The 21,349-nt window shown below is 72.6% G+C and carries 19 protein-coding genes; 16 read left to right on the top strand and 3 right to left on the bottom strand.

The genetic code is table 11. From position 1 onward, the window contains the following. The first annotated feature begins 83 nt into the window (after positions 1–83). Genes RAN62_RS02340 through RAN62_RS02305 form a run of 8 tightly spaced genes read left to right on the top strand, consistent with a single transcriptional unit; the run spans position 84 to position 8,286 of the window. A complete protein-coding gene (locus RAN62_RS02340; RefSeq protein ID WP_438874451.1) occupies positions 84–962 on the top strand; it encodes a hypothetical protein in 879 nt (292 codons plus the stop codon). Beyond that, positions 962–2,014 carry a glycosyltransferase gene (locus tag RAN62_RS02335; RefSeq protein WP_305782739.1) on the top strand — a complete coding sequence of 351 codons (1,053 nt, stop codon included), beginning with the start codon at positions 962–964 and terminating at the stop codon, positions 2,012–2,014. The genes RAN62_RS02340 and RAN62_RS02335 overlap by 1 nt, the downstream gene beginning before the upstream one ends. Further along, positions 2,001–2,954: a glycosyltransferase gene (locus RAN62_RS02330; protein ID WP_305782738.1), complete on the top strand. Its 954-nt coding sequence runs from the start codon at positions 2,001–2,003 to the stop codon at positions 2,952–2,954. The genes RAN62_RS02335 and RAN62_RS02330 overlap by 14 nt, the downstream gene beginning before the upstream one ends. Then, positions 2,954–4,003 (top strand): glycosyltransferase, encoded by a 1,050-nt coding sequence (locus RAN62_RS02325; protein WP_305783044.1) that lies wholly within the window; start codon positions 2,954–2,956, stop codon positions 4,001–4,003. The genes RAN62_RS02330 and RAN62_RS02325 overlap by 1 nt, the downstream gene beginning before the upstream one ends. Beyond that, positions 4,000–5,199: a hypothetical protein gene (locus tag RAN62_RS02320; RefSeq protein WP_305782737.1), complete on the top strand. Its 1,200-nt coding sequence runs from the start codon at positions 4,000–4,002 to the stop codon at positions 5,197–5,199. The genes RAN62_RS02325 and RAN62_RS02320 overlap by 4 nt, the downstream gene beginning before the upstream one ends. Then, entirely contained in the window at positions 5,196–6,371 is a 1,176-nt protein-coding gene (locus RAN62_RS02315; RefSeq protein WP_305782736.1) for a hypothetical protein, read from the top strand. The genes RAN62_RS02320 and RAN62_RS02315 overlap by 4 nt, the downstream gene beginning before the upstream one ends. Then, the gene (locus tag RAN62_RS02310) at positions 6,368–7,711 is read left to right on the top strand and encodes a glycoside hydrolase family 55 protein (RefSeq protein ID WP_305782735.1); all 1,344 of its coding nucleotides are present in this window, start codon (positions 6,368–6,370) and stop codon (positions 7,709–7,711) included. The genes RAN62_RS02315 and RAN62_RS02310 overlap by 4 nt, the downstream gene beginning before the upstream one ends. Before the next feature lie 59 nt (positions 7,712–7,770). After that, positions 7,771–8,286 (top strand): TIGR03086 family metal-binding protein, encoded by a 516-nt coding sequence (locus RAN62_RS02305; protein ID WP_305782734.1) that lies wholly within the window; start codon positions 7,771–7,773, stop codon positions 8,284–8,286. Here the strand turns inward: RAN62_RS02305 and RAN62_RS02300 are convergent. Further along, the gene (locus tag RAN62_RS02300) at positions 8,283–9,680 is read right to left on the bottom strand and encodes a sugar transferase (protein ID WP_305782733.1); all 1,398 of its coding nucleotides are present in this window, start codon (positions 9,678–9,680) and stop codon (positions 8,283–8,285) included. The genes RAN62_RS02305 and RAN62_RS02300 overlap by 4 nt on opposite strands. 82 nt (positions 9,681–9,762) lie before the next feature. Here RAN62_RS02300 and RAN62_RS02295 point away from each other — a divergent pair, with 82 nt between their 5' ends. The 5 genes from RAN62_RS02295 to RAN62_RS02275 all read left to right on the top strand — a co-directional run bounded on the left by RAN62_RS02295 (position 9,763) and on the right by RAN62_RS02275 (position 14,799). Further along, positions 9,763–10,803 carry an LCP family protein gene (locus tag RAN62_RS02295; RefSeq protein WP_305782732.1) on the top strand — a complete coding sequence of 347 codons (1,041 nt, stop codon included), beginning with the start codon at positions 9,763–9,765 and terminating at the stop codon, positions 10,801–10,803. A 70-nt stretch (positions 10,804–10,873) separates the two neighbouring features. Beyond that, positions 10,874–11,656, top strand: a complete 783-nt coding sequence (locus tag RAN62_RS02290; protein ID WP_305782731.1) for a hypothetical protein — start codon at positions 10,874–10,876, stop codon at positions 11,654–11,656. Next, positions 11,647–12,018: a Shedu anti-phage system protein SduA domain-containing protein gene (locus RAN62_RS02285; RefSeq protein WP_305782730.1), complete on the top strand. Its 372-nt coding sequence runs from the start codon at positions 11,647–11,649 to the stop codon at positions 12,016–12,018. Before RAN62_RS02290 ends, RAN62_RS02285 begins: the two co-directional genes overlap by 10 nt. A gap of 108 nt (positions 12,019–12,126) precedes the next feature. Further along, positions 12,127–13,614 (top strand): peptide-N4-asparagine amidase, encoded by a 1,488-nt coding sequence (locus tag RAN62_RS02280; protein ID WP_305782729.1) that lies wholly within the window; start codon positions 12,127–12,129, stop codon positions 13,612–13,614. A 9-nt stretch (positions 13,615–13,623) separates the two neighbouring features. Then, the gene (locus RAN62_RS02275) at positions 13,624–14,799 is read left to right on the top strand and encodes an MFS transporter (protein ID WP_305782728.1); all 1,176 of its coding nucleotides are present in this window, start codon (positions 13,624–13,626) and stop codon (positions 14,797–14,799) included. On the opposite strand, the gene RAN62_RS02270 is transcribed toward RAN62_RS02275, so the two are convergent. Beyond that, the gene (locus RAN62_RS02270) at positions 14,768–15,670 is read right to left on the bottom strand and encodes an alpha/beta fold hydrolase (protein WP_305782727.1); all 903 of its coding nucleotides are present in this window, start codon (positions 15,668–15,670) and stop codon (positions 14,768–14,770) included. The genes RAN62_RS02275 and RAN62_RS02270 overlap by 32 nt on opposite strands. Positions 15,671–15,711: 41 nt before the next feature. Here RAN62_RS02270 and RAN62_RS02265 point away from each other — a divergent pair, with 41 nt between their 5' ends. After that, complete coding sequence (locus RAN62_RS02265) at positions 15,712–15,942, top strand: DUF5522 domain-containing protein (RefSeq protein ID WP_305782726.1); 231 nt, start codon at positions 15,712–15,714, stop codon at positions 15,940–15,942. 62 nt (positions 15,943–16,004) lie between these two features. Here the strand turns inward: RAN62_RS02265 and RAN62_RS02260 are convergent, their stop codons facing one another. Further along, on the bottom strand, positions 16,005–16,724 hold the full coding sequence (locus RAN62_RS02260) for an iron-dependent transcriptional repressor DtxR (protein WP_305782725.1): 720 nt from the start codon (positions 16,722–16,724) through the stop codon (positions 16,005–16,007). A gap of 298 nt (positions 16,725–17,022) precedes the next feature. On the opposite strand from RAN62_RS02260, the gene RAN62_RS02255 reads away from it, so the two are divergent. Next, complete coding sequence (locus RAN62_RS02255; protein WP_305782724.1) at positions 17,023–18,207, top strand: acetoin utilization protein AcuC; 1,185 nt, start codon at positions 17,023–17,025, stop codon at positions 18,205–18,207. Between the two features lie 174 nt (positions 18,208–18,381). Beyond that, positions 18,382–20,928 (top strand): bifunctional acetate--CoA ligase family protein/GNAT family N-acetyltransferase, encoded by a 2,547-nt coding sequence (locus RAN62_RS02250; protein WP_305782723.1) that lies wholly within the window; start codon positions 18,382–18,384, stop codon positions 20,926–20,928. Positions 20,929–21,349 lie beyond the last annotated feature (421 nt).

The raw sequence follows: 21,349 nt of genomic DNA, 5'->3' as shown, positions 1-21,349 counted from the left end.
GGCCGTATTTTGCCTGGTGGGTGACGCAAACCTCAAAGACCGCGGGACGCGAACGTGAGAGCCGCGCTGATATCGTGCCCCGCGTGACTGACGACGCGGCCCGCGACCGGGCGCCCCTGCCCGACGGCGGGAACGTGTACGGCCACCCCGCGTCGGCGCCCCCGGTGTCCGGTTCGCCCTATCCGGGGCAGGCCAGCGGCTCGCCCTATCAGACGAGCGGGTCACCTTATGGCAACCCGTACGGCCAGGATCAGTACGGCCTGGACGTCGCCCCCATGTCGGGCGGCGGTCCCGCGTACCCGCCGGCGATGCGCCGCATCGAGCCCTCGCCGCCCCCGCAGCGCGGCAAGCTGATCGTCGGCGCCGTGGCCGGCCTGGTCGCCGGGCTGCTGGTCGGCGGGGTCGGGGCGTTCTTCATCGGGCGGGCCACCGCGGGCGACAGCGACCCGGCTCCCGCGGCCGCGCAGCAGCCCGCGATCGTGGCGCAGGCGGCCGAGGCCAACAAGGCGAAGTTCGCGGGCGACGCCGACCTGGCCGCGCTCGGCGAGCCGTGGCTGGCCGACGTGAGCGGCTGCGCGGGCGACGCGGACAGCGGCGGCCCGAAGCTGGGCGACGGTCAGAAGACCCACGTGCTCTGCCGTTACGGCGGGATCTACCTGCACTTCGTCGCCTACGAGTCGGCCGATGCGAAGGCCGCCGACATGGGCTACCGGCAGCGGGTGGCGCTCAACTCGGCGGGCATCCTGCCGGGCGCGGAGCAGCCCGCGCGCAAGCTCGGCGGCGTGACCGGGGTGTCCGGCAACTACGTGGAGTACGCGACGAAGTCCGGCAAGGACCCGGCGCTCTGCGGCATCTACTGGAACCGGGACAACACCGAGGCCGCCGTCTACATGGACGTGATTTGCGACAGCCTGGGCGGCAAGTGGGATCCGCTGCGAGCCGTGTGGGAGCGGCACAGCTGATGGCCGATCTGCTCGCCGGCCGCCGGGTGGCGGTCGTGCACGAGTGGTTCAGCGCGGTGGGTGGCTCGGAGAACGTCTTCCTGGCCATCGCCGACCTGATCCCGCACGCCGAGCGGCACGTCCTGTGGGCGGAGCCCGACGCGCCCGCCGCGGACCTGCACGAGACGTGGCTCGCGCGCACCCCGCTGCGCCGGAGCAAGGCCCTCGCCCTCCCGCTCATGCCGCTGGCCTGGCGCACCACGAAGATCGACGCCGAGGTGGTCATCTCCTCGAGCCACGCCTTCGCGCACACCGTGAACGCGGGCGACGCGCGGCACCTCAGCTATGTGCACACGCCCGCCCGTTATGTATGGAGTCCCGACTTCGACGGCCGCGGCGCCAACCCGTTGTTGAACCTTCCCCGCAAGTGGCTGCAGCACGCGGACGTCAGCCAGAGCAGGCACGTCCACGCCTATGCGGCCAACTCACGGGAGGTCCAGGAGCGCATCCGCCGCTTCTGGAAGCGCGACGCCACGGTCGTCAACCCGCCGGTCGACGTCGACTTCTACCGCACGGAGAAGACGGGCGACGACTACCTGCTCGGCGTCGGGCGCTGGATCCCGTACAAGCGCTTCGACCTGATGATCGACATCGCCGAGGCGGCGGGCCTGCCCCTGATCCTGGCCGGCGGCGGCCCGGAAGAAGCGGCGCTCAGGGCCAAGGGCCGGAATGTCCAGTTCGAGGTGCACCCGACCAAGGCCAGGCTGCGCGAGCTCTACGCCGGAGCGAAGGCCCTGCTCTTCCCGGCCCACGAGGACTTCGGCATCGTCCCGGTCGAAGCCCAGGCCGCCGGCACCCCGGTCGTCGGGCTGGACCGTGGCGGCCTGCGCGAGACCGTCGTCCCCGGCGAGACCGGCTTCCTGGCCGACACGACCGATCCGCGCGTCTACGCCGGCCTGGTGACCGCGACCAAGGACCTGGACCCGCGGCGCATCCGTGAGCACGCGGCGACCTTCGGCCACGACCGTTTCGCCGCGCGCATGACCGAGTGGATCGGCGATGCCGTCCGATAAGACCACCGTCCTCGACGCGAGCGGCGTCGGCCCCGGCGGCATCACCCGCGTCCTCACCGAACTGGTCCGCCACTGGCCGGCCGGCCACGAGCTGCGCGTGATCGCGGCCCCGGAGAGCTGGGAAGGCGAGGCCGTGAGCCGCCAGTCCGGCGGCCGGGAACGTACCATCGCCGCGGCGACCGCCGCCCTGCGCAAGGAGACCCGCGGCCGCGTGCTGTCGCTGAGCCCGTCCCTCGCGATCGCCGGCGCCCGTCTGCCGGTCACCACGATCGTCCACGACCTGGCCTTCCGGCTCTGGCCGCGCGGCCTTTCCCGGGCCGTGCGCGAATATCGCCGGATCAGCTACGCCACCGCGATCCGCCGGTCGGCCGCGCTGCTCAGCGTCAGCGCGCGCACCCAGCACGACCTGCTCGGCCTGTACGAAGCCGCGTCCGCCGTCTGGCACCCGGGCAGTGACCTGGCCCTCCCTGGCACCCCGCCGCCGGGCCTGCCGGACAACTACGTCGTCGTCACCGGACACGCGGCGCACAAGGGCGTCGAGCTGGCCCTCGAAGCGATCCGCGCCTTCCCGCAGTACAGCCTGGTGGTCCTCACCGGCGACAGCCAGCGGTACCCGGATCAGGACCGTGTCGTTCAGCTGGGCCGCCTGGACGACGCGACCTACGCCGCCACTGTCGCGGGGGCGCGGGCCTTCCTCATGCCGAGCCACTTCGAGGGCTTCGGGCTGCCCGCCGCCGAGGCCTTGGCCCTGGGCGTCCCCACGATCATCTCGCCGGACCCGGCGCTGCACGAGGCGACGGCGGGCGCCGCGACCCGGATGCGGAGCTGGACGGCCGAGGCGCTGGTCGAAGCCCTCCACAGCCTCGACGCGCCACCGAGGCGCGGCGTGAGGACCTGGAAAGAAGCCACCGACGAGCTCGTCGAACGGCTGTGGTCGTGATGCGCATCGCCATGATCCACGCCTCCTTCGCGGTCCGCGGCGGCGCCGAGCTCTACGTCGGCGACCTCACCCAGAGCTTGATCGAACGCGGTCACGACGTGCGGATCTTCACGGCCGGCGACCACCCGCGCCTGTCCGCCCGGATCCGGCACAAGGCGGCCGTACACCTGGGGGATCTCGCCGATCCGACCGGCCTGGGCCCGGAGGACCTGCGCGACTTCGCGCCCGACGTCGTCCACGTGCACAACTGGCAGGGCCTCGGCGTGCGGGCGGTGGCCCGGATCGCGCGCGCCTATCCGACCGTGCACACCGTGCACGACTACGCCATCGTCGACCCGAACAACGCCATGCTCAGCCTGGGCAAGTCGCGGATCCTCGACGCCCTGCTGCGGGCCCGCTCGGCGTGGATCCTGCGCAAGTTCCACAACCTCACGCTCCTGTACGCCACCGAGCGCGCCCGCACCGCAGTGAGCAAAGGCACCCGCAAGCCCGCCCACCGTCTCGTGCCCCTCGCCGTGAGCCTCGACTGGGGCCGTCGCCCGTGGCCGCCCGGCGATCCGTCGACCTTCCTCTATCTCGGCGCCCTCGGGGTCCACAAGGGAGTCGACCTGCTCCTGGACGCCTGGGACGGCCGCGGGACGCTGCTCGTGGCCGGCGACGGGCCCCTGCGCCCGCTGGTCGAGCAGCCCCGCCCCGGCGTCGAGTATCTGGGCCGGCTGGACGAGGCCGGCAAGCGCGCGGCGTTCGAGCGGGCGGGGTGGCTGGTGTTCCCGAGCCGCCACGTGGAGACGTACGGGCTGGTGTGTGCCGAGGCCCTGCTCGCGGGCCGGCCGATCATCGCCGGGTCGCACGCGCCGCCGCCGATGGCCTCGGAGACGTCCAGCCTGCTCTACACCGGCGTCGACGGCCTGCGCGACACATTGCACCGCGCGGCCGCCATGCCCGCCGCCGAATACGCGGCGCTCGCGGTGTCGGCGGCGGCGGACGGCCGGAAACTCGACTGGGACGATCACGTCAGCGCGATCCTGGCTGCTTACGAGGTGCGATGAGCGACCGCCGCTGGGACCGGCTCTGCGAGTACGGCCTCCTCTTCATCCTCGTGACCAGCACCGCCCCGCTGCTGTTCTCCGGCCTCTCCTGGCTGGCCTTCGGCGGACGGTCCTGGGTGTTCAGCCTGGCCGGCGCGGCCGTGACGGTGCTGCTGGCCGTGGCGATCGTGCTGCGCCGCGGCGGCGACCTGCCGATCTTCTGGGCGCTGATCGGGCTGGCCGGGGGCGCGGTGGCCGCGATCTGGAGCCTGATCGGCAACGCCCACCACGGCGCCGCGCAGACGCTCACCGGGCTGCGGCTGCTCCTCGTCCCGGTGGCGTTCGTGGTGATCGTCGCCGCCCTGACCCCCGGGGCGGTGTCCCGGCTGCTCACCGTCCTGTCCGGCATGCTCGTCCTGAACGCGGCCGCGGGCGTGGCCGAGCTCGTCATCGGGCCGGCGACGCTGGTGGAGTGGGGGTTCAGCCCCGACTACAACGTGCGCTACATCGACGGCGTCTTCCGCGTGCCGGGCCTGACCGAGGTCAACGCGGAGCTGGGCCTGCTGGCCGGGGCGTTCCTGCTCGGCTACGTGCTGTGCTGGTTCACCCCCGGCGCCCGCCCGCGCGGCTGGCTGCGGCACGTCGCCGCCGTCGCCGCGGTGGGCAGCCTGGCCATGAGTACGAGCCGGTCCGGCGCCCTGCTCGTCGTCGGCGGCCTGGCCGGCGCGCTGATGCTGCCCCGGGCCCGCTCGCGGATCCGCCGGCTGCTCGCCATCGGTCTCGCCGGGGTGACCGCGGCCGGCGTGGCGGCCGTCTTCGTGCTGATCGGCGCGGGCAACTCGGACAGCCTCTTCCAGCGGTTCGAGGTCTGGGGCGACCTGCTCGGCTCGGTGCCCCTGGCCGGCGACGGCATCGGTGCGGCGGGCGGCGCGAGCTACTCGCGGGTGGCCGAGTCGGCGCCGCGGTTCGTCGACAACTACTTCATCAACATCGGGCTGCAGTTCGGGCCGATCGTGATGGTGCTGCTCCTGCTCCTCACCGTCCTCACGCTGGTGCTGCTGGTCCGCGAGTCGGGCCGGCGACCCGAGCTGATCATGCCGATCGGCCTGCTCGCCGGGCTGGCGTGCGCGTCGCTGACCTTGGACACGTGGGAGTTCAAGTCGGCGATGCTCACACTGATCCTTTTCGGCGCCCACGGGTTGCGGCCAGCGAAGTGAGGAAGCTCCAGGAGTCGCAGCTCTCCGTCCAGGCGCTGACCCGGCTGGCCAGCGTCGGCGTGTTCCTGCTCGCCTCCTGGGCGGACGGCGGGCACGTCGCGCTGATCGCTTTCCAGGGTGCGCTGCTCGCCATCCCGTACACCCTGGTCGAAGCCCTGGTGGGCCGCCCGCAGTCGGCGGGCGTCGTGCCGCGCGAGTGGGACTCGGAGCGGTGGGCTCTGCGGGCCGCGACGACGGTCACGCTGCCGGTCGCAGCGATCGCGTACGTGTCAATGTCCATCGCGCTGCCGCAGAGCAGCGTCCTCGACCGGCTCCTGGTCATTGTCCCCGTCCTGCTGCAGCTGCCGATCGAGGCGCTCTTCTGGTCGATGGCGGCGACCCGGACGCGCCGCCGGGCCAACCTGGTGCCGCAGACAGTGGCCGCCGGCACGCTGGTCACCGCGGCGATCCTCGCCCTCACCGGCGCACGGCTGGAGATCGCCGCGGTCCCGGCCCAGCTGGTCGTGCTCGCCTGGGCCCTGGCATCGCTGCGCCCGGGGAACGCCCCCGGCCCGATCGCCGCGATCCGCCCGGGGATCAGCTACTGCGTCGCCGCCGGGGTCGACCTCGCGTACGTCATCGCCCTGCCCGCGGTCGCCGGAGCCCTGGCCGGCCCGGAGGCGATCGTCGTGCTGCGCGCCATGGACCTGGCGTTCGGGCCGTTCCACGTGGCGCTCGCCGCGAGCACGCGCGAGGACATCGTGGCGGGGCGGGACGCGCGCTTCCGCACGAAGGTCCGCGCGCTCACCGTCGTCCTGTGGGCGGGCATCGCGGCGGTCGTGCTCGCGAGCCCGTGGGTGCGGGGACTGCTGGCCGGCGAGCTGGAGGCGGCGAGCTTCACGGCGGTGGCGCTCTATTGCGCGTACAAGGGGGCGGTCATGGTCTCGACCTGGCTCTCGACCCGGCACATGATCCGGGCGGCGCCGCGGACCTACCTGGTGTCGGCGATCGGCTCCCGGGCGATCGCCTTCGCCGGCCTGGCCCTCGCGTTGCTCTGGGTGAGCGTCGCCGAAGACCTGTTCCTCCAGCTGGCGGTGGCGGAAGCGCTGGTGGTGGCGTGGTTCGCCGGGCGGATGCGGAGCACGGCGTCGGCTACGCTCGTCCCTTTGCGTCACCCCCAGGAGACACCATGAACCCGCTGCCGCCCGGCTCGCGCTGGGCCAACCTGCCCCGCCGCCGGGCGATCGCCTCGGTGGGGGCGCTCATCGCGGGCGCCGGGGTGGTCGGCGCGGGTGCCGCGGCCTACGGCTCGTCGCCGGCCGACCGCGACTTCAACGTACGCGACTACGGCGCCACCGGCGACGGCAAGTCCGACGACACGAAGAGCCTGCAGAAGGCGCTCGACGCCGCGGCCGGCACCGGTGGCATCGTCTTCTTCCCGCCGGGCACCTATGTGACCGGCCGGCTGATCCTGCCCTCGCGCGTGCACCTGCGCGGCAGCGGCGGCGACGCCACGACACTGCGACTCGCCCGGGGCGCCAACTCCGCCATCCTCGAGTCGGACCGCTTCGAGCAGGAGTCGGCGGCCGGCAGCGACGCGGGCATCTCCGGCTTCAGCATCCGCGACCTCACCCTCGACGGCAACGCCGCACAGGACAACCCGGTCGGCGTCGGCCTGCGCATCTACGGCTACGGCTACGAGCTGGCCGACGTGACTGTCTTCAATTGCGGCGCCGACGGGGTGGTCAGCGCCTGGGGCACCGCCGGCGACCTGCCCGCCCCCTCGCATCAGATGGAGTCGCGCGTCACCGGGCTGCGCACCCACGACAACGGCGGCCACGGCGTCAACTTCGCCGGCCCGCACGACTCGATGTTCCTCAACTGCCTGTCCTTCCAGAACGCCGGGACCGGCTTCCACATGAACGGCAACGGCTACGGCACCCTGATGGTCAACTGCCACGCCTGGGGCGTCCGGCAGGACATCTCCTTCGAGCTGGCCGCCTCGGGCATCGGCTGCGTCAACTGCTACGCCGACCTGGACGGCGGCATCGGCGTCCGCATCTCGCGCAACGACTGCCGCTGGGTGGCCGGCTACGTCCAGGGCGCCAACCACGCCGGGGACACGCCGGAGATCGGCATCCAGTTCGTGCCGGGCGCCAAACCCGAGGAGCCCGCCTCGGCGACCATCGACACCCTGATCCGCAACTGCGCCACCGCCGCGGTCGACTTCGGCGCCGAGCGCGGCCTGTCCAGCATCCGCGCCACCCTCTCGCAGCCCGGCGTGGCCGGAGTCGCCGGCAGCGGCCGCGGCTGGATCGGCCAGCCCGCCGGCAACACCCAGGTCGAGATCACGCACGGCCTCGGCCACCCCAAGAACCTCGTCGTCCGCCCCGCCTTCGACCTCCGCGTCCAGGACACCCCGGCCGCCCCGGCGGACGGCCAGGTCCGCCTCTTCGCCCGCGACAACGACGGCGAGACCCAGCTCTGCGTACGCTTTCCCAACGGCGAGGTCCGCGTCCTCGCCGCCGAGTGACAATCCCTGGACGCGAGCCCGCGGGCCGGTAGGCTCGGCGCACCGACAAAGGAGTCCGGATGCGGGGACACGAGCTCATCGGCAAGGCCGCGGAGACGGCGACCGGGGTCGTCCGCGGGATCGCGCCCGGCCAGCTCGACCGGCCGACGCCGTGCGCGGAGTTCAGCGTGGGTGGGCTGCTCGGCCACCTCGGCGGAACGGTGCCCTACATGACGGGCCTCGCGGGTGCCGCCCCGGCGGAGGGCGACCTGGAGAGCAAGATCACCCAGCTGCGCGCCGCGTGGTCGGACCCCGAGGCGTGGGCGGGCGAGATCGAGCTGGGCGGTCAGCGGATGCCCGCCACGATGGTCGGCGGCATGGCCGTCACCGAGCTGGTCGTGCACGGCTGGGATCTCGCCACGGCCACCGGCCAGTCGCCCGAGTGGGATCCGGAGGTGCTGACGTTCGTGCACGACGCGGTGGCCGGGACCGCGGACCTGGGCCGGCGGATGGGCGCCTACGGCGATCGGGTCGAGGTGCCGGCGACGGCGAGCACACTGGACCGCATTCTGGGCCTGACTGGCCGCAGACCTTAGCGCCCGCCGCCGCGGAGGACTTCGAGAACCGTACGGACGATGACCTTGACGTCGAGCCAGAGGGACCAGTTCTCGATGTAGTAGTTGTCGAAGCGGGCCCGGTCGGAGATCGGCGTGTCGCCGCGCAGACCGCTGACCTGGGCCAGGCCCGTCAGGCCGACCGGCATCCGGTGGCGCATCGCATAGTCGGGGTAGTCGGCGGAGAACTGGTCGACGAAGTGGGGGCGCTCGGGGCGGGGGCCGACGACCGTCATGTCGCCGCGGAGGATGTTCCAGAGCTGGGGCAGCTCGTCGAGGGACGTGCGGCGCAGGAAGCGGCCGGCCGGGCCCACGCGCGGGTCGGCGGCGACGGACCAGGTGGTCTGCGCCTCGGTCTCGTCGGCCGGGCGCATCGAGCGGAACTTCAGCAGCTGGAAGGGCCGGCCGTAGCGGCCGATGCGCTCCTGGCGGAAGAGGATGCCGGGCCCGCCCTCCAGCCGCACCGCGAGCGCGCAGAGCAGCATGACCGGGCTGAGCAGAATCAGCGCCAGCCCCGCCGCGGTGACGTCGAAGACCCGCTTCACGAAGAACTGCGGGCCGGTCAGCGACGGGCGGTTGACCCGGCTGACCGGGATCGCGCCGATGTGGTCGGGGATGCCGTGGCGGGCGTGGAACTCGCGCAGGCGCGGCACCACCCACAGGTCGCAGCCGGCGAGGCCGGGATGGCGGGCGATGCGGAGCAGCTCGTCGTCGTCGCACTCGACGTCGGCGATGAGCAGCACCTCGCACCTGGTCAGCCGGACGATCTCGGGCAGCTCGCCGAGCGCGCCGAGGAGCGGACGGCTGTCGCCGCCGACGAAACCGGCGAAGTGGAGGCCGTACTGGGGATAGCGGCGCAGCAGACGGGCCAGCTCGGTGGCGATCGGGCCGTCGCCGACGACGACCGCGGAGTGCTCGACCCAGCGCCGCCGGCGGGCGACCACGACGGCCGTGCGGGTGAGGGCGCGGCCGATCAGGACGAGGACGGCCGACACCGCGATGAGGCGCAGGAAACCGACCACGTACGCCACCGAGTCGTGTCGCTCCGCCGCCACGATCGCGACGACCGCGGCGGCCGCCAGGAGGCGCACGCACAGCAGCGGCAGCTCGTCCAGGAAGCTGACGTGCCGCCGTCCCGCATAGAGCCCGGCCAACGCGAACGCGGCCACCGTGACCAGAGCGGCGGCGATCAGGCCCTTCCAGTAGTCCCGGTTCCACGTGAGCGGCACGAGGTACGCGGCGAGGTCGACCGGCAGGGTGAGCATCCAGGCCCGCAACGCCCGGGTACGGGACGCCCGCGCCGATGCCACGTACGGCAGCACGGCAGTCGACGCCGACCGTTGCCGCGGCACCACCGTGCGTACCCGCTGTTCCATCACTTCCCCCGTAAAACCCCTGCTGGCGGGCCTGAGCATACGGTGAACATGAATGTTTGCCCAGGCCGGTACCATCTCCGCCATGGCCGTGGACGTGAAGACCGCTCCGGATCCGGCGCCGCCCCGCAAGAAGCGGCGCCGGCGGCTCGTCGTCGTCATCGTCGCCGTGGTCCTCGTGGTGCTGGCCGGGGGCGGCGCGCTGGCGGCCACGCTCTACGCCCGGGACATCGACAACGACATCCAGCGGGTGCAGGCGTTCGACCAGGTGCCCGAGGCGGAGCGCCCGGTCAAGGAGCAGGCGGCCGGCGACGCCATGAACTTCCTGGTGCTCGGCAGCGACACCCGCGACCCCGAGTCGACCGGCGGCTCCCGCTCGGACACGATCATCCTGATGCACCTGCCGGCGGACCGCTCCGGCGCGCAGCTGGTGTCCATCCCGCGCGACACGTGGACCCACATCCCGAAGAGCGCCGACGGGCAGCACGGCAACACCAATGCCAAGATCAACGCGGCGTACGCATGGGGTGGCACGCCGCTCATGGTGCGTACCGTGGAGAACTACACCGGGGTGCGCATCGACCACGTCGTGATGGTCGACTTCGCGGGCTTCAAGGACATCGTGGACGCCCTCGGCGGCGTGGACATCGACGTGGAGACCGCGTTCACGTCGACGCACTCGCTCAACAAGGACAGCGTCCGCGAGTTCGAGGCCGGCCCGCAGACCATGGACGGCGCCACCGCGCTCGACTACGCCCGCGAGCGCTACGCCTTCAAGGACGGCGACTTCGCCCGCATCCGTCACCAGCAGCAGGTGATCAAGGCCATCCTCAACAAGGCGGCCTCCGGCGGCACCCTGACCAACCCGGCCAAACTCAACTCGTTCCTGCGCGCCACGGCCGACGCGGTCAGCGTGGACGAGACGCTCAACATCTTCGGCATGGCCGGCGACCTGCGCCACCTGCGCAGCGACAGCCTGACCTTCTACACGAGCCCCACCACGGGCACGGGCACCCGCGGCGACCAGAGCGTCGTCCTCCCCGACAAGCCCAAGGCCGAACAATTCTTCGCCGCCGTCAAGCGCGACGACGTGGCCGAGATCAAAGCCACCGGCACCGTCAAGTAGCTTTCTCTCACGCTGCACAGGCAGTCGTGTCAGACCTCGATGAGAGGCTCCCGGCATGCCTGGACCTCGCGTGCGCGTCCGATCCGACTTCGCCCTGCGCCTGCTGCTCGAGAAAATCGTCGAGTTCGGCCTTCCCGGCCATGTCCGCAACCTCGTCGAAGACGCACAGAGGCACATGGGTGACCGCAGCCCCTATCGCGGCGGCCGGACGCTCACCGACCTGTTGCGCCAGGCTCATGCCGCAGCCCGGGTCGAGGCCGACCATGACACCGCCGAACGGCTGGAGGATGCCCTCTCGTACGCGACCAACGTCATGCTCGCCCCGGATCTGGAGATCAAGTATCAGCTGCTCGGCGGCGCCCGCGGTCGATACGCAGCCATGTTGACCACGGTCATGTCGCACTCGATGACGTTCGTCACCGACCAGGTTCGCACGTATCTTGATGATCACCCGCAGGTGAGCCGTGATGAGCTCGCGGCTGTGCTTGACGAGACGAAGCGTCTGATCGTTACCGAGGTGGCCGGGGCGGCCGGGGTGTTCGAACTCGGTCGGGGCATGAAGGAGCAAGCGACCTGGATGACGGAGGTGCTGCTCGACCGCTTGCACACCGGCGGTCCCGGTGTCGGCGTCATGCCGGGCCGCGAGGCCTCGGCGGAGGAACTGGCCGAGGTTGTCTTGCTGCGGGCCCGGCGTCACGCGCTCCGGGAACTCGAAATCGTTGTCCTCAACCGGCACAGCAGCGAGCGTGACCTGCAGATGGCACTGGAGAAGAACCTCTGGATCTTCGGCGGGACGCAGTTGGCGGACAACTCGGGCCGCGGCGGCTCAGCCGGGGGATCGAGGTGGATCTGACGCTGCTTCGGCCGGACGGCACCGTATACGTGGTCGAGCTGAAGCGAGCCGCCGTTCCGCTGCTCACTCATCAGCGGGGCCGGTGGGTGCCGACCAGCGAGGTGCATCGGGCGGTGGCGCAGGCGATGAACTACCTCGTGGTTCTGGACGAGGATCGTCCCCGCCTCGCTGAGCAGGGTATCGACGTGCGACGGGCCTCGGCTGCAGTGATCATCGGCCATCCGTCATTCGAGGCGGAGGCGAGTGAGGAAGAGGTCGATGCGGCGCTGCGTGTCTACAACAGTCACCTTTCTCGGATCGAGGTGGTGACCTACAAGCAGGTGACGAGCCGGGCCGATCAGGTACTGCGGTTGTCGGACTGAGGACGGGCCTGCCCGGATGCGGCTGGATCTCCTCGTCGGCGGGCGCGTAACGTGCTCGCAACGCGGGAGGGGCTGGTGTGATCTTCGATATTTGCGATAGTGAATGCCGTGCAGATCCTCGCAGCCGCCGCGGCGGTGCTCACCCTGATCGGCGGGCCGACGCCGCCCGCCGAGTTCGGCAGTGACTGGGACGATCCCCGGACCGCCGCCCCGCCCGTCGCCGCCCCGCCCGCCCCGGCGTGCGAGTCGACCATTGTGGACACGGAGTTCCGTGACTTCACCCCTTACACCTCGACCTACGAGCCGACCTGCCGTGGCCCCTGGCAGAAGGTGGTGCTGCGGCTCGAGGGCTCGGTCGCCGGCCGCCAGTACGACCGGCTGGGCTACCTGGAGATCGGCGGGGTCACCGTCTTCAAGACCTCGACGCCCGAGCCCTCCCCGGCCGGCATCGCGTGGTCGGTCGAGAAGGACGTCACCGAGTACGCCGCCCTGCTCACCAAGCCGCAGCCGGTCGAGATGCTGATCGGCAACGTGGTCGACGACACGTACACCGGTGTGCTCGACGTGAAGGTGTCGCTGACGTTCTATCGGGGCGCTGCGAAGGCCCGGCCCGACATCCTGCCCGTCTCGCAGGCGGTGCCGCGCAACACCGAGAAGCTTTTCGCCGACGTGTACGCCACGGGCTCCGGTGGTGGCTGCGAGGAGTTCTGGTACCTGACCGTCCCGTCGGACGTCGCGTACTCCTGTCTCGCCGACGACGGGCCCTACCGTGAGGTGCAGGTCACGATCGACGGCCGGCTCGCCGGGATCGCGGCGCCGTACCCGCACATCTACACGGGCGGCTGGTCCAACCCCTTCATGTGGTACGTCCTGCCGGCGCCCCGGGCCTTCGACATCCGTCCCATCCGGTACGACCTGACGCCGTTCGCGGGGTTGCTCACCGACGGCAGGGTGCACGACATCGCGGTGGACGTGGTGGGCGTACCGGAGGGGCAGCCGGGGTGGGATGTGCCCACGACGCTGCTGGCCTATCGGGACGCGGGCAGCCGGCAGGTCACGGGCAAGGTGGTCAGCTCGAGTGCTTCCCCGCTGCGCAACGACTCGGCCTACACCGCGCCGACGCTCAGGGCCAAGGGCAGCCACTCGCTCACGACCACCGGGTACGTCGACACCTCGCACGGGCGTGTCACCACGACCGTGTCCCGGGCGGTGAGCAACGTGAGCACGCACACGTGGAACGCCGACGAGACGCAGGACGCCCTCGACGCCACGTGGACCGACCGTTCCGTGGTGACGAGCGGCCGGTCGCGGCAGACCTTCGACCACCGGTACGGCCTCGACGGGTCGATCGTCATCGACGCGGCCGACCGGCTGACGACGACGATCAAACTCACCGACGCGGGCACCTGGCCGGGGCACCGGCTGCTCGACACGTACGAGGGGGAGGCGTCGTGGCTGCTCAACGTGCCTCGCGACCAGCGGCACGCGACGGGCACCTCGGTCGAGCGCTACCGGCTGGAGCGGCCCGGCCGGGACTACGACCACACGATCAAGGTGGTCAACGGAACGGTGGTGACGGACCGCTTGCGCGGTTAAGTTGATCACGTGAGTGCTGCCACGCTGACCCGGGCCAGGATCGCCGTGGCGGTCACGTTCGCCACGAACGGCGTCGCGTTCGCGGGGTGGCTCGCGCGCACTCCGGCCGTACGCGAGGACCTGGGTCTGTCCTCGGCGGGTCTGGGCCTGTTCCTGCTCTGCCTGTCCGGGGCCGCCGTGGCGGCGATCCCGCTGGCCGGGCCGCTCGTGCAGCGGCTCGGTCCCGGGCGGGCGGTGCTGATCGGCAGCATGTCCGTGGTGGCCGGCCTGATCGGGCTGGGCACCGGGACGGCCCTCGGCTCGATCCCGGTCGCCGGCGTGGGCCTGGTCCTGATCGGCATGGGCAACAGCACCTGGGACGTCGCCATGAACGTCGAGGGCGCCGACGTCGAGCGCCGGGTCGGCCGCACCCTGATGCCCCGCTTCCACGCCGCGTTCAGCCTCGGCACGGTCGCCGGCGCCGGCCTCAGCGCCGCCATGGCCGCACTCGGCGTCTCGGTGACCGCCCAGGTGTACGGAACCGCGGTGGCCGCCGCCGCTGTCATGCTCGTCACCACCCGGCGCTTCCTGCCGCCGCACGCCGCCGACCATCCCGAGCAGCCCCGGGGCTCGGTCGCCGAGGCCTGGCGCGAGCCTCGGACCCTGCTCATCGGCGTCCTGCTGCTCGGCTTCGGGTTCACCGAGGGCGCCGCGAACGACTGGCTCGCCATCACCCTGGTCGACGGCTACGGCGCGTCCGAGACGACGAGCGCCGTCGGCTTCGGCTTCTTCGTCACCGCGATGACGCTGGGGCGGCTCTTCGGCGGGGCGGTCATCGAGCGCTGGGGCCGGGTCGTCGCGCTCCGCGTCACCGCGGTCTCCGCGCTGGCCGGGCTGCTGCTCGTGATCTCGGGCGCCGGGCTGCCCGTGGCGCTGGCCGGGGCGCTGCTCTGGGGGGCCGGCGCCTCGCTGGGCTTCCCGGTCGGCATGAGCGCCGCCGCCGACGACCCCACCCGTGCGGCGATCCGGGTCTCCGTGGCGGGCTCGATCGGCTACGGCGCCTTCCTGGCCGGGCCGCCGCTCATCGGCGTCCTGGCCGAGCACCTCGGGCCGTTCCGGGCGCTGCTCGTGGTGATCGCGGCGATCGGCCTGGGCCTGCTGGCCTCCGGCGCGACTAGGCCGTTGCAGCCCCAAGAAAGTCGCTGATCAGCGCCGCCACGACCTCCGGCTGCTCCAGGGGCATGGCGTGCGACGCGCCCTCCAGCGACAGGTAGCGCAGCTGCGGGTTCTCCTTGGCCGCCGTCGCGGCCTGGTCGACGAGGTGGCGACGGTACGCGGCGTACAGCTCGGCGAACGGCTCCTGCTCCGGCGTGTCCCGCGTCGCGAGCACGGCGAGGGTCGGGGCGGGCGTCGATGCGTACACGGGTCCGAGGTCGATCTCCGTGATCAGCTTGCGCAGCGCGGAGACGGTCGCCCCGGAGGGCCGTACGGTGGTCTCGCCGTCCTTGCTCACGACGTTGCGCCGGAAGGCCTCGATCCAGAGCTTCTCGTGGTAGCCGGCCTGACGCGCGATCGCCCGCTGCCGCTCGATCAGCTCGGGCAGCTCGGTGGTCGGCAGCGTGGGCCCGGCCATGGCCTCCATCGAGTCGAAGACCGAGGTGAGCCGGGCGAGCTCCGCCTCGAGCCCGCCCACCTGGCTGGCCCGGGTGGGCGGCGGATTGCCGTCCAGGTTGACGACGCCCGGCGCCTCGGGGTGCCGCTGACCCCACAGCGCCGCGAGCACCCCGCCGAAGGAGTGGCCCACCACGGCGGGCCGGTCCAATTCCATCTGTACGGTCACCGCGGCGATGTCGCCCAGCCCGGCGTCCCAGCTCCACGGGCCGTCCCCGGAGCGGCCGTGCCCGCGCAGGTCCACGGTGATGACACGGTGCCGGGGCCGGAGCGCCCGGGCCAGCGCGGTCATCCCGGCGAGGTTGCCGCCCGCGCCGTGCAGCAGGAGCAGGGGAGGCAGATCGCCGCCGAAGTCCCGCACCGCGACGGGCAGCTCACCCGCATCGACAAGCCGGTCATTGATCACGACGTTCTGCTCCCTCTGCTCCCGCGCGTACGGTTCTCCATGTGGACAAGCCGGCCCCCCGACCGTTGACCCAGCCGCACCCGGCCCGTCTGGCGCCGGCGCATCCCCGGCGGGCCGAGATCCTGGCGGCGCACGAGGCGGCCCTGGAGGCCGGGCAGCCCGGGTATCTCGACCCTGACACCGGCCTGTTCGTGCTCACCGCCGGGTTTCTCGCACGGCGCGGCACCTGTTGCGGCCGCGGTTGCCGGCACTGCCCCTACTACGACGACTGAGACCGCGATGCCGAACCCGGCGCCGCGGTCTCAGGACGTGCTGGTGCTGCTCAGTGCGCGTCTCAGTGGGCGTCGACGAACACGCGGGAGGCGACCTCGCGGGGCAGGCGGATCTTGTCGCCCGACCGGTCGATGGTCACGCCGTCGCGCTCCTGGGCCACGGTGACCGTGGCGCCCGGGTCGATGCCCGCGGCGTGCAGCTGGCGGAGCACACCCGCGTTGGTCTGGACGCTCTCGCAGATGCGCCGGACGACGACGCTGCCGCTCAGGCCGGGGAAGGCGAGGTTGCGCTCGCCCGTGCCCACGATCGTCGGCAGGGTCTCCTCGTCGGCCAGCTCCGTGGGCACGCCGAGGACCTCGAGACCGGGGATCGGGTTGCCGTAGGGCGAGCGGCTGGGCCGGTTGAGCAGCTCATAGACCCGGCGCTCGACCGAGTCGCTCATCACGTGCTCCCAGCGGCAGGCCTCCTCGTGGGCCTCCTCGTAGGGCATGCCGATGACGTTGACGAGCAGGAGCTCGGCCAGCCGGTGCTTGCGCATGACCGCGACGGCGGTCTCGCGGCCCTCCTCGGTCAGCACGAGGTGGCGGTCATTTTCCACGCTGAGCAGGCCGTCGCGCTCCATGCGGGCGACCGTCTGGCTGACCGTCGGGCCGCTCTGGTGCAGGCGCTCGGCGATGCGGGCCCGCAGCGGCGGCACGCCCTCCTCCTCGAGCTCGAGGATCGTGCGCAGGTACATCTCGGTGGTGTCGACCAGATCGTGCTTGTGCACGGACGCCTTCATGCGCCGACCTCCCCAACGGAGCGCGAGGCGCCGTTACATGCAGTGGTATCGACGGGAACGTTCACGGTTGTGGTCCTCCCAGCAGCGATATTACCTCGCAGCCGGGTCTTGACTTCATGCCGACGAGGTGGGTCACAAGACCTTACCGAACCGGACGGGCTCGCGCCGGTCCCGACTCGTCCGGCGCGGCCGGGGTTGCGCTTTTTGCCAGTTCTCCCAGGTCGTCCGGTGCATGGGAGGCGCAACGCCCGGGCCGCGCCGGGAATTCCTGTCGGGCCCCCGTGGCAGAGTGACTGCCATGGCCGAGGGAACGACAGCGATCGTGTGGGACGAGGCCCTGCTGCGCTACGACATGGGTGATCACCCGCTCGATCCGGTGCGGGTGGAGCTCACCATGGCGCTCGCGCGCGAGCTGGGCGTCCTCGACCGGCCGGGAGTGCGCATGATCACGCCCGCCATGGCCGACGACGCCGCGCTCACCCGGATTCACCGCGCCGACTATCTGGAGGCCGTGCGGATCGCGCCGCGCGACCCGTTCTTCCGCGGCTGGGGCCTCAATACGCCCGACAACCCGGTTTTTGAGGACATGCACGAGGCGTCGGCCCGGATCTGCGGCGCCTCGATCGCGGCCGCCGAGGCGGTCTGGTCGGGGGCCGCCACGCGTGCGGTCAACGTCTCCGGTGGGCTGCATCACGCCATGGCGGCGCGGGCGGCCGGCTTCTGCGTCTACAACGACCCGGCGGTCGCCATCGCGCGCCTGCTCGCCCAGGGCGCCGAGCGGATCGCCTACGTCGACGTGGACGTGCATCACGGCGACGGGGTGCAGGCGGCCTTCTACGACGATCCGCGGGTGCTGACGGTGAGCCTGCACGAGTCGCCGCTCACCCTGTTCCCGGGCACCGGCTATCCGGACGAGACCGGCGGGCCCGGGGCCGAGGGGCTGGCGGTCAACGTGGCGCTGCCGCCCACGACCGAGGACGCGGGCTGGCTGCGGGCCTTCCACGCCGTGGTGCCGTCGGTGCTGCGGTCCTTCCGGCCCCAGCTGCTGGTCACGCAGTGCGGCGCCGACTCCCACCGGCTCGATCCGCTCGCCGACCTGCAGCTCTCGGTCGACGGCCAGCGCGCCGCCTACGTGGCGTTGCGTGCCCTCGCCGACGAGCTGTGCGACGGGCGGTGGGTCGCCTTCGGCGGCGGGGGGTACGCGCTGGTGGAGGTCGTGCCGCGCGCCTGGACCCACCTCCTGGCCGTGGCCACGGGCGAGCCGCTCGACCCGGCGACCGCCACCCCGGCCGCCTGGCGCGAGCTGGCCGCCGAGCGCCGCCCGGGCACACCGGTGCCCGAGACGCTCACCGACGGCAGGCCGCCGCCCGTCGAGCGCTGGCAGCCCGGCACCACGCCCGACCCCGTCGACAAGGCCATCCTCGCCACCCGGATGGCCGTCTTCCCCCTGCACGGGCTTGATCCCCACGACGGCCGCGACTGACGCCGGGCAGCGAAGGGGGTGACCCACGTGACATTCGCGAGCGGTGGTCGCAGGTCAGGCGGTTCGGATTCGGCATGCGGGCGTCGAGCGGGAGCTGATCGGGACCAATGACCGTGCCGACCCGCCGGCCGGCGGCACACAATGACGACGAGCCATCGCAGGGAGGTGAGGATCATGGGCAGGGAGGCCGACGTCCTGCTGTCGGACGGCCGCGCCGTGCATCTGCGGCCGATCGAGCCGGCCGACGCGCAGGCGATCGTGGAGTTCCACTCGCGGATGAGCGACCGCACGCGCTACCTGCGCTACTTCTCGCCCTATCCGCGCATTCCGGAGCGTGACCTGGCCCGCTTCGTCACCGTCGACCATCGCGACCGCGAGGCGTTCGTCATCGTGTCCGGGCCGCAGATCATGGCGGTCGGGCGCTACGAGCGGCTGGGCCCGGAGTCGCCCGAGGCCGAGGTGGCCTTCGTGGTGGAGGACGCGCACCAGGGCCGGGGGATCGGGTCGGTGCTGCTCGAGCATCTCGCCGAGGCGGCCCGGGGCAACGGCATCACCCGGTTCGTGGCCGAGGTGCTCCCGCAGAACGGCGGGATGCTCCGGGTCTTCAGCGACTTCGGCTATCACGTGCAGCGGGAATACGCGGACGGCGTCGTGCACCTCAGCTTTCCGATCGCCCCGACGGAGCGTTCCCGCGAGGTCCAGGAGAACAGGGAGCAGCTGACCGAGTCCCGGTCGATCGCCCGGCTGTTGCACCCGCGGGGCGTCGCGGTCTACGGGGCGAGTGCCAGCGGGCAGGGCATCGGCGCCGCGATGCTCGGTCACCTGCGCGACGGCGGGTTCACCGGCTCGCTCGTGCCCGTGCATCGCAGTGCCGCGCGGGTGGCGGGCCTCCCGGCGTACCGGTCGGCGAAGGACGCGGGCAGTGACATCGATCTCGCCGTCGTGGCCGTGCCCCCGGACGGCGTCGCGACCGCCCTCGCCGACGCCGCCGCGGCCGGCGCGGGCGGGGTGGTGATCGTCTCCGCCGGCTTCGCGGAGGCAGGCGCGGAGGGCGTGCGGGCGCAGCGAGCCCTGGTGGAGGCCGCGCACGCTGCCGGGTTGCGCGTCGTCGGCCCCAACTGCCTGGGGATCGCCAACACCGATCCCACGGTACGGCTCAACGCCACGCTCGCGCCCCGCCTGCCCCCGCCGGGGCGGGTCGGCTTCTTCAGCCAGTCCGGTGCCCTCGGGGTCGCGCTGCTGGCCGAGGCGGAACGGCGCGGCCTCGGGCTGTCGAGCTTCGTGTCGGCGGGCAACCGCGTCGACGTCTCCGGCAACGACCTCCTGCAATATTGGCAGGACGATCCGCGTACGGACGCCGTGCTGCTCTATCTCGAGACGTTCGGCAACCCGCGGAAGTTCGCGCGGCTGGCCCGCCGGATGAGCCGCACCAAGCCGGTGGTCGCCGTGGCCTCCGCGACCCGCCCGCCGGGGCTGGCCGGAGACCTGCCGGGGCCCGACACCAAGGCCGTCACCGCCCTGTTCGCCCGCTCGGGCATGATCCGCGTCGACACCGTCGCCGAGCTCTTCGACGTGGGCGTCCTGCTCGCCCACCAGCCGTTGCCCGCCGGCCGCCGGGTCGGCATCGTCGGCAACTCCTCGGCGCTGTCCGGCCTGGCCGTGGCGGCGTGCCGGGGCAACGGCCTGACCGTGGCCGAGGGCTACCCGAGCGACCTCAGCCCCACGGCCGGCGCCCACGACTTCGCCGACGCCCTGGCCGACGCGGCCGTCGACGACCGGGTCGACGCCCTGGTGGCCGTCTTCGCGCCACCGCTGCCCGGCCAGCTCCCCGACGAGGACGCCGACTTCGCCGCGGCGCTGGCCAGCGTGGCCCTCGCCGGCGAGAAGCCGACCGTCGCCATGGTGCTGCTGGGCCCGCTGCCGCCCGGCGTGCCGTCCTACCCGTCGGTCGAGGAGGCGGTGCGCGCCCTGGGCCGCGTCGCGACCTACGCCGAGTGGCTCCGCCGGCCGCCCGGCGTCGTCCCGCCGTTGGCCGGCGTGGACCCCGGCGCCGCCGGCCTCGAGGGGGAGCCCGCCGAGCTGCTGGCCGCCTACGGCATCGAGATCGAGCCCTCCACCGCCGTGACCAGCGTCGAGCAGGCGCTGGTGGCGGCCCGTGACCTGGGCTACCCGGTGGCGCTCAAGTCGGCCGGGGGAGCGCTCCGGCACCGCATCGACCTGGGCGCCGTGCGTCTGGCGCTGGCCGACGAGGACGACGTCCGGGCGGCCTACCGCGATCTGGCCACGGCGTTCGGCCCCGAGGTCCTCGTGCAGTCGATGGTCGCCCCGGGCGTCGCGTGCACGATCGACGTGGTCGAGGACCCCGCCTTCGGCCCGGTCGTCGGCTTCGGCCTGGGCGGCGTCGCCAGCGAACTCCTCGGCGACCTGGCCTGGCGCGCGGCCCCCCTCACCGACCGCGCCGCCGCGGCCCTGGTCGACGAGCCCCGGGCGGCGCCGCTGCTGCAGGGCTACCGAGGCGCCGAACCGGTCGACCGCGCCGCCCTGATCGACCTCCTCCTCCGCGTCGGCCGCCTCGCCGACGAGCACCCCGCCCTCCGGACCCTCTCCCTCAACCCGGTCCTCGCCCGCCCCGACGGCTACGCCATCCTCCACGCCACCGTCGAAACCGGCACCCCAGGCACCCGCCCCGACACCGGCCCCCGCCGCCTCCGAACCGCCTGACCCCACCCCGCCCGGCCGCCTGGTCCGCCTGTGCGCCCGACTCGCCGTGAGCCCGCTCCGCCCGTGCACCCGGTCCGCCCGTGCACCCGTCAGCCCGGTCCGCCCGTGCACCCGGTCCGCCCTTCGTCCGACGGCCGCCTTTCCGGCTTGGCCGTCCCACTGGGCGCCGGACGTGACCTGACCGCCCGCCTTCGCTGCCGGCCGTCCCGCTGTTCGCTGTCCGGCTGTGCTCGACGCGGCGATGGGTTTGATCTTCGGGAGCTTGGATCACGCACGTGGCCCGGTGGGGCTCCGCGTTCTGGACGCGTCAGCGGCCAGCGGAGTCGCGCCGGGCACCTCGGCGGGAGCGACGGTCTGCAAGTGCCACCCCGCTACGACATGGCCCCTAAGAATTTGATCTTGATCGGCCGCGCACAAAGAC

The sequence above is a fragment of the Symbioplanes lichenis genome (genome assembly GCF_030709675.1).
GTDB classification, from domain to species: Bacteria; Actinomycetota; Actinomycetes; order Mycobacteriales; family Micromonosporaceae; genus Actinoplanes; species Actinoplanes lichenis.
Note: the sequence above shows the minus strand (reverse complement) of the source record. Positions and strands in the feature narration are given on the sequence as shown.

What these genes read in the sequence shown, in the direction of transcription:
- RAN62_RS02335 (WP_305782739.1), top strand. Translation starts at nt 962, where the DNA reads ATGGCCGATCTGCTCGCCGGCCGCCGGGTGGCGGTCGTGCACGAGTGG.
- RAN62_RS02330 (WP_305782738.1), top strand. Translation starts at nt 2,001, where the DNA reads ATGCCGTCCGATAAGACCACCGTCCTCGACGCGAGCGGCGTCGGCCCC.
- RAN62_RS02325 (WP_305783044.1), top strand. Translation starts at nt 2,954, where the DNA reads ATGCGCATCGCCATGATCCACGCCTCCTTCGCGGTCCGCGGCGGCGCC.
- RAN62_RS02320 (WP_305782737.1), top strand. Translation starts at nt 4,000, where the DNA reads ATGAGCGACCGCCGCTGGGACCGGCTCTGCGAGTACGGCCTCCTCTTC.
- RAN62_RS02310 (WP_305782735.1), top strand. Translation starts at nt 6,368, where the DNA reads ATGAACCCGCTGCCGCCCGGCTCGCGCTGGGCCAACCTGCCCCGCCGC.
- RAN62_RS02305 (WP_305782734.1), top strand. Translation starts at nt 7,771, where the DNA reads ATGCGGGGACACGAGCTCATCGGCAAGGCCGCGGAGACGGCGACCGGG.
- RAN62_RS02300 (WP_305782733.1), bottom strand. Translation starts at nt 9,680, where the DNA reads ATGGAACAGCGGGTACGCACGGTGGTGCCGCGGCAACGGTCGGCGTCG.
- RAN62_RS02295 (WP_305782732.1), top strand. Translation starts at nt 9,763, where the DNA reads ATGGCCGTGGACGTGAAGACCGCTCCGGATCCGGCGCCGCCCCGCAAG.
- RAN62_RS02260 (WP_305782725.1), bottom strand. Translation starts at nt 16,724, where the DNA reads ATGAAGGCGTCCGTGCACAAGCACGATCTGGTCGACACCACCGAGATG.
- RAN62_RS02255 (WP_305782724.1), top strand. Translation starts at nt 17,023, where the DNA reads ATGGCCGAGGGAACGACAGCGATCGTGTGGGACGAGGCCCTGCTGCGC.
- RAN62_RS02250 (WP_305782723.1), top strand. Translation starts at nt 18,382, where the DNA reads ATGGGCAGGGAGGCCGACGTCCTGCTGTCGGACGGCCGCGCCGTGCAT.